At 36.9% G+C, this 7,351-nt stretch carries 6 protein-coding genes and 1 pseudogene; 1 reads left to right on the top strand and 6 read right to left on the bottom strand.

The window, feature by feature from the left end; genetic code table 11:
* Positions 1 to 208 precede the first annotated feature (208 nt).
* Positions 209 to 1,057 carry a DUF6160 family protein gene (locus tag UC75_RS17760; RefSeq protein ID WP_049838347.1) on the bottom strand — a complete coding sequence of 283 codons (849 nt, stop codon included), beginning with the start codon at positions 1,055 to 1,057 and terminating at the stop codon, positions 209 to 211.
* A 356-nt stretch (positions 1,058 to 1,413) separates the two neighbouring features.
* Between UC75_RS17760 and UC75_RS17755 the strand changes: the two genes are divergently transcribed.
* Complete coding sequence (locus tag UC75_RS17755; protein WP_049838346.1) at positions 1,414 to 2,772, top strand: chorismate-binding protein; 1,359 nt, start codon at positions 1,414 to 1,416, stop codon at positions 2,770 to 2,772.
* A gap of 3 nt (positions 2,773 to 2,775) precedes the next feature.
* On the opposite strand, the gene hisC is transcribed toward UC75_RS17755, so the two are convergent.
* From hisC to ibaG, 5 genes and pseudogenes are all read right to left on the bottom strand, one after another.
* Positions 2,776 to 3,861, bottom strand: a complete 1,086-nt coding sequence (gene hisC / locus UC75_RS17750; protein WP_049838345.1) for a histidinol-phosphate transaminase — start codon at positions 3,859 to 3,861, stop codon at positions 2,776 to 2,778.
* A 69-nt stretch (positions 3,862 to 3,930) separates the two neighbouring features.
* Positions 3,931 to 5,220: a histidinol dehydrogenase gene (gene hisD / locus UC75_RS17745; RefSeq protein ID WP_049838344.1), complete on the bottom strand. Its 1,290-nt coding sequence runs from the start codon at positions 5,218 to 5,220 to the stop codon at positions 3,931 to 3,933.
* Positions 5,221 to 5,326: 106 nt separating this feature from the next.
* On the bottom strand, positions 5,327 to 6,010 hold the full coding sequence (gene hisG, locus UC75_RS17740) for an ATP phosphoribosyltransferase (protein ID WP_003655841.1): 684 nt from the start codon (positions 6,008 to 6,010) through the stop codon (positions 5,327 to 5,329).
* Positions 6,010 to 7,266, bottom strand: coding sequence for a UDP-N-acetylglucosamine 1-carboxyvinyltransferase (gene murA / locus UC75_RS17735; RefSeq protein WP_049838343.1), 1,257 nt, complete (start codon positions 7,264 to 7,266; stop codon positions 6,010 to 6,012). The genes hisG and murA overlap by 1 nt, the downstream gene beginning before the upstream one ends.
* Positions 7,267 to 7,272: 6 nt before the next feature.
* Positions 7,273 to 7,351, bottom strand: a pseudogene (gene ibaG / locus UC75_RS22375) (BolA family iron metabolism protein IbaG); the annotation flags it as partial.

Genomic DNA, 7,351 nt, shown 5'->3' with positions numbered 1-7,351 from the left:
TTTTTTTTTGTAAAAAACAGCTTTTTTTTAATCTTTTTGATGAATGTATAGTTCTACTTTAATTAAAGTGTTAATTAACTCTCATTCTTAAACATCAATACTTTTAATATATTTAGTACACATATAACAATATTATTAATTCTTATGAAATTTTAATTAAAAACCAATTAAAAAAGCGCGTTGTATACGCGCTTTTTTAATTTTTAAATTAGTGACCAGAGATTGTAATTGTAGAAGTACCTACATTTAAACCTTGGATTTCTAAATCACCAATTGATGCATTACCCGCAGCGCCAAGGTGAACACCTTGCGCATACACATTCATGCCTTGAGTACTATTATTTTGGATTTTTAAGCCAGTTGGTACAACTGAAATATTCGCATTCACGTCTAAATCACCAGTAGTATTACCAGCACCACGTACCATTACTTTATCTAGGACAATTTTACCGCCACCAGCAGCGTCATTAATACCAAAGTTAGATAGTGTTAAACCACCTTTTAAACTTGAATTTACTTTGATCATTGCACCTTGTGGAGTAGAACCTAACTGAACATTCGCTGAAATTTGGCCTAAAGATAAATCTAAACCAGAAATAATTTCAGTTGGAGCTGTTTCTGTAATACCACGTACAGCAGTTGTTTGGTTTAAAGTACCCGAAGTACCAACACCAATTGAACCAACATGAATATCAACAGCGCCTACTGTCGCAGCAACGTTTAAGAAAGCACCGTTTGAGCCCGAAGCACCATTTGTATCAATTGCTAAATCTAAAAGATTACCTGTACCTGTTTGAGTAAGGGTAACACCACTAATTGCGATTGCACCCGCAGTACCTGATGCACCAGTAATACCTGTTGATGATGCCAAACCATCATTATCGTGTAGATATAATTTATCGATAGAAACACCGCCAGAACCTAAAGCAATACCGATGTTAATACCATCTTGACCTGTAGCAGCGCTTAGTGCAGCATCGTCCATTGACTGCATTGCCATTGCATTTGCACTGATAGCTAAAGAAGAAACTAAAGCAAGTTTAGTGAACATTTTCATTGAGCACTCTCCCAAGAGCATTTATTTTTTGACTTTAACCACTCTCATTGTCTCAAGTTGCATTTTTCTTTATATAGCAACCGAAACTTCCAATCCTTGAGTAGTTTTGCTTAGCAATTACTAAATTACATCTACGTTACTTTTTGTTCAACTAGTGTTGTGCATTTTTTGCCAACTACCCGACAAACGGTACGCTCAATTTATTTCGCTTTTAACGTCTAAAGCCAACGCCAATCCCACGCTAAAATTCGACTATTTTATCAACGAAAAGTACCTCTCTTCTAAGTCTTCTCCCTGATGATCCGCAAGTTGTAGTAAACTAATATTTCCCTCATTAACTATTCTGTTATTTAAAAATGTCTCAGTTAAAGAAAAAAATCTCATTACATGGTAAAAGTATTGCCGAGATTTTAAAAAATTTACAAGGATTAACTGGGCTCATTTATTTAAATGACAATAACAATCCTATTATTGGTTTTCTGCCACAACAATACATTCTTATTCAGAATGAAAATAATATAGCATTTCAACGCCAAAACTTTACTGAATATAAGAAAATATTAAAATCGAATCAATTATTAGACTTTATTCAATTAAAAGAAAATAAATTAAAAGAAAATACAAATATTAAAACAATAACAAGTTTTAATGGGGGCTATGTCGGTTTTATTAGTTATGATTTTGCTGCCCATCAATTTATTAATACTCAAACTCATATACAGCCATCTTTATTCTTAGGTCAATATCGTTCTTTTTTAAAATATATAGATAATGAGTGGTATTTTTTTAGTGATGAAGAAAATGCATTAGACCTATTTAAATATATTGAAAAGAAGTTAGAGATTCCTAATTCAAATAAATCTAAAAATATATTTGAATTAAAAACTGCTATTCAGCCAAGATGGTCTAAAGAACAATATTTCGAGGCTTTTAAAAAAATACAAGAATACATTAAAGCTGGGGATTGTTATCAAATTAATTTAACCCAAGAATTTAAAGCTGATTTCAAAGGGTCTTTATTAAATAAAGCTGAAGATTTATGGAATCTTACTAATGCACCATATGCAGGTTATTTAAAATTAGATCAATTTGAATTATTAAGTTGTTCTCCTGAACTCTTCATTGAATTCAATCAAAATAAACAAATTAAGACCCGACCTATCAAGGGAACCATGCCTCGATATGAAGATATCGAAAAAGATTTTATTTCAAAACAAACTTTAAAAAACTCGCAAAAAGATCAGGCCGAGAATGTCATGATTGTTGATTTATTACGTAATGATTTGAGCATTTATGCCAATACAGGATCCGTAAAAACAACACAATTATTCGAGATTGAAAGTTTTAATCAAGTTCATCATATGGTCAGTGAAATTGTTGCCACGCTTAAAGATGATATTAATCCAATGCAAATGTTGCTTTCTGCTTTACCAGGGGGATCAATTACAGGAGCCCCCAAAATTCGGGCGATGCAAATTATTGAAGAATTAGAAGAAGAAGCAAGAGGTGCTTATTGCGGGACATTAGGTTACTTCAATTTTGATGGAACAGGTCGCTGGAATATTCTTATCCGCAGCTTTCAACAATATCAAAATCAGCTCTCTTTGTGGGCCGGTGGTGGTATTACAATTGCCTCAAATGCAGAAGCAGAATATCAAGAAAGCCTTGATAAAATCTCTGCCATGCTGAACTTGATGAACAGCACAGCAGATTAAAACTTAAAGAATATCTTGTTTTAACGTTTGCACTAAACGTATATTCTGCTCATCAGTACCCACTGTGATACGCAAAAATTGATTAATACGAGGCTTATTGAAATAACGCACAATAATACCTTGTTCACGTAATTGCTGTGCAAGTTTGCCTGCATCATGGACTGAGTGTGAAGCAAAAATAAAGTTCGCTTTAGAAGGTAAAACTTTAAAGCCCAAAGCAGTTAAGTCATCTACTAGTTTTTCACGACTAGAAATAACTTTCTGACAGTGTTCTTCAAAATAAGCCTGATCTTCAAAAGAAGCTACAGCGGCTGCAATTGCAAAACGGTCAATAGGATATGAGTTAAAACTATTTTTGACAGCTTCAAGCGCTGCAATTAAATGTGGCTGAGCGATTGCAAAACCAACGCGCAAACCAGCTAATGAACGAGATTTTGAGGTTGTTTGACAAACAACTAGATTCTCATAGCGATTTACAAGACCAACTGCGGATTCTGCTCCAAAATCAACATAAGCCTCATCGATCACCACCACCCGATCTGGATTTGCTTTTAAGATTTGCTCGATATCTGGCAAACCCATTGCAATACTGGTTGGTGCATTAGGGTTTGTAATAACAATCCCACCATTTGGTTGTATATAGTCCTTAGCTTCTATCTCGAAATTCTCATTGAGTGGAATTTCTTTAGTTTTTGTTCCAAAGAACTGACTATAAACTGGATAAAAACTATAAGTGATATCTGGATAAAGAATCGGTTCATCTTGAAGGAAAAATGCTTTAAAAATATGAGCAAGTACTTCATCTGAGCCATTACCAACGAAAACTTGAGACACCTCAATATTCTGTTGTTTAGCAATTGCTTGCTTCAAAGCTGTTGCATCTGGATCTGGATATAAACGCAAGGCATCAGCTTGCTGAGTTAAAACTGCTTGAACCGCGTCAACTACTTTGGGAGATGGCGGATATGGATTTTCATTCGTATTAAGTTTCAATAAATTCTGAATTTTAGGCTGCTCACCCGGGACATAAGGTTCTAATTCACGAACTTCTGGACTCCAAAAGCGCATTTGTGCTGTAGATAAAGTCATGGTCTTATCTCAAAAAAGGGCTGAAAATCAGCCCTGAGTAATAATTAAAAAACTACAAGGTTTATAAGCTTATTGATAACGATAGCGAGCTGAGCGTGCATGGGCATCTAAGTTTTCTTGGACAGCTAATATATCGGCTGTTTTAGCTAACGTTTTAACCCCATCTTGCGAACACATAATCAAGCTCGAACGTTTTTGGAAATCATAAACGCCTAACGGAGAAGAAAAACGAGCAGTTCCAGATGTCGGCAATACATGGTTTGGACCCGCACAATAGTCACCGATTGCTTCAGGTGTATAACGTCCCATGAAAATTGCTCCAGCATGACGAATCTCTTCACTCATTGCGTCGGCATCATCTAAGCACAGTTCCAAATGCTCTGGTGCAACCTGATTAATTAACTCAATCGCTTCTGCGCGATCTTTGACTAATACTAAAGCACCACGGTTTTCAATCGAAGTTCGAGCAATATGTGCCTTTGGCAATTCATTTAAATGCTTTTCAATTGCCAACTCGACTGCATTAAGCAAAGCTTCATCTGGAGTTATAAAAATAGCTTGGGCCACAGTGTCATGTTCAGCTTGTGATAAAACATCCATAGCCAACCAATCTGCATTATTCTCACCTTCTGCATATACTAAAATTTCAGAAGGTCCAGCAATCATATCAATGCCGACTTGACCAAATACAGCACGTTTAGCAGCTGCTACAAAACGATTCCCTGGACCAGTAATTTTATCTACAGGTGGAATTGTCTGAGTACCATAAGCCAAAGCTGCTACAGCCTGCGCTCCACCAATGGTAAATACTCGGTTAACTCCCGCAAGATAAGCTGCGGCAAGAACCAATGGATTTAATTCACCATTCGGTGCTGGAACAACCATGATAATTTCAGGTACACCTGCAACATGAGCAGGTACAGCATTCATTAGAACTGAAGATGGATAAGAGGCTAAACCACCTGGCACATAAATACCAACACGGTCTAAAGGCGTAACTTTTTGCCCTAATGTATTGCCCAAGTCATCTATATAAGTCCAGCTATCTTGTTTCTGAGCTTCATGAAATGTACGAATACGCTTTGCTGCCAATTCTAAAGCATCACGAATTTCTGGGCTTAAATTATCAAAAGCAGTTTTAAGTTGTTCTTGAGATAATTCTAAATCTGAAAATTGATGCGCAGGATGTCGATCGAACTGTTGAGTAAGCTTTAAAACATGATCATCACCATGCTGACGAACATCAGCAATAATTTGATCTACTGTTTGCACTAAATTAAGATCATTCACGGTTTCAAATGCCAATAGCTCAGCAAAAACCTGTTTGAAGTTTTGATCTTGAGTCGATAAACGTCGCATCAATTTACCCACAAGGCGAAAAAGAAAAAGTAAGTTTACCCTTTTTCTATACGCTTGTGGGCATCATCTAGCTTAACTATCGCAAAAGCATGATGGGAAATTGCTTTTAACGTGATTGAACAGCTTGCTCAAGCTGTGAAATGATTGGATTTAACAAAGTTTGTTTACGTTTAAAACTGGCTTTATTTACAATTAATCGAGAAGATACTTTGCAAATCTCTTCTAATGGCTCAAGACCATTTGCTCTTAAAGTATTACCAGTATCGACCACATCCACAATGTAATCACCCAAACCAACCAAAGGTGCTAACTCCATAGAACCATAGAGCTTAATAACATCAACCTGCTCACCTAAGCTTGCATAATATTGACGTGTAAGATTGACATATTTAGTGGCAATTTTTAAACGACCCTTTGGATGCTCCATACCTACTTTACCAGCAGTCATTAATTTACATTTAGCAATCTGCAGGTCAAGCAACTCATATACATGCTGAGCACCATGCTCCATCAACACATCTTTACCCGCTACACCTATATCTGCTGCACCATTTTCTACATAGGTTGGTACATCAGATGCACGTAAAATTAAAATACGTACTTGCTTATGTGTAGTAGGAAAAATTAGTTTACGAGACTTTTCCGGATCTTCGAGTAAATTAATACCCGCTGTAGCCAATAAAGGTAACGTCTCTTTTAAAATACGCCCTTTACTCAATGCCAAGGTCAAACCATGATCAAAATTACCCATCACATCAAAATTAGGATCATCGTTTCTTACATCATTCATTAACTTACTCGCTTAATTTGGGCACCTAAACCTTGAAGCTTCTCTTCGACATGTTCATAACCACGGTCAATATGGTAGATACGATCAATTAATGTATCTCCCTCTGCAACTAAAGCAGCTAGAACTAAAGAGAATGAAGCACGTAAATCTGTTGCCATAACAGGTGCTGCCTGTAAGGTTTCAACTCCTGTTACGACAGCATCGTGACCTTCCACTTGAATATTAGCGCCCATTCGTGACAATTCAGGAACATGCATAAAACGATTTTCAAAGATCGTTTCAGAGATTGTTGCGAATCCACGACCAATCACATTTACTGCCATCAGCTGTGCTTGCATATCAGTTGGAAATTCTGGATGTGGCAAAGTTCTAAAACTTACAGCTTTAGGGCGTTTACCCATCATATCAAGTTCTATCCAGTCATCACCACGAGTGACTTCAGCACCCATTTCTTCAAACTTATCCAAAACAGACTCAAGTAATGCAGGGTCAGTATGTGTAGTTTTGACACGACCACCCGTAATTGCAGCAGCTGCTAAATATGAACCTGTTTCAATACGATCAGCAACTACAGCATATTCACAGCCATGTAGACTTTCTACACCAGTTACAACAAGAGTATCTGTATCAAGGCCTTCAATCTTGGCGCCCATTTTAATTAACATTTGAGCAAGGTCAGTAATTTCAGGTTCACGTGCTGCATTACGAATAGTCGTAACGCCATCTGCTAATGCCGCTGCCATCAAGATGTTTTCGGTACCACCAACAGTAACCATATCAAAAACAACTTCGCCACCTTTTAAGCGACCATCAACTGAAGCATGGACATAACCATTTTCGACTTCAATATGCGCACCCAAAGCTTCTAAAGCTTTTAAATGTTGGTCCACAGGTCTTGAACCAATCGCACAACCACCAGGTAAAGAAACTTTAGCATTACCATACCGTGCTAATAATGGTCCTAAAACCAAAATTGAGGCACGCATTGTTTTTACCAGCTCATAAGGTGCAAACTGATTATCTAAAGTAGAGGTATCTGCTTTTACTGTGTCATTTTCATAGCCAATTGTTACCCCTAATCCACCAATTAGCTTTACCAAAGTATTAACATCTTTAAGATTTGGAACATTGGTTATTGTAATTGGAGAATCTGCAAGAATAGTTGCAGCAAGTAATGGTAAAGCAGCATTTTTAGCACCAGAAATGCGCACTTCACCCTCGAGCTTAACACCACCCGTAATTAAAAATTTATCCATTAATATTTAAGCTCCGAAAAGGCTTGCTTTACGCCATTCATCTTTGGTCATTGCACGAATTGTTACCGCGTGAACTTCCCCACTT

The sequence above is a fragment of the Acinetobacter sp. V2 genome (assembly GCF_001188385.1).
Taxonomy (GTDB): domain Bacteria; phylum Pseudomonadota; class Gammaproteobacteria; order Pseudomonadales; family Moraxellaceae; genus Acinetobacter; species Acinetobacter oleivorans.
This window is presented reverse-complemented; position numbering and strand designations above follow the sequence as displayed.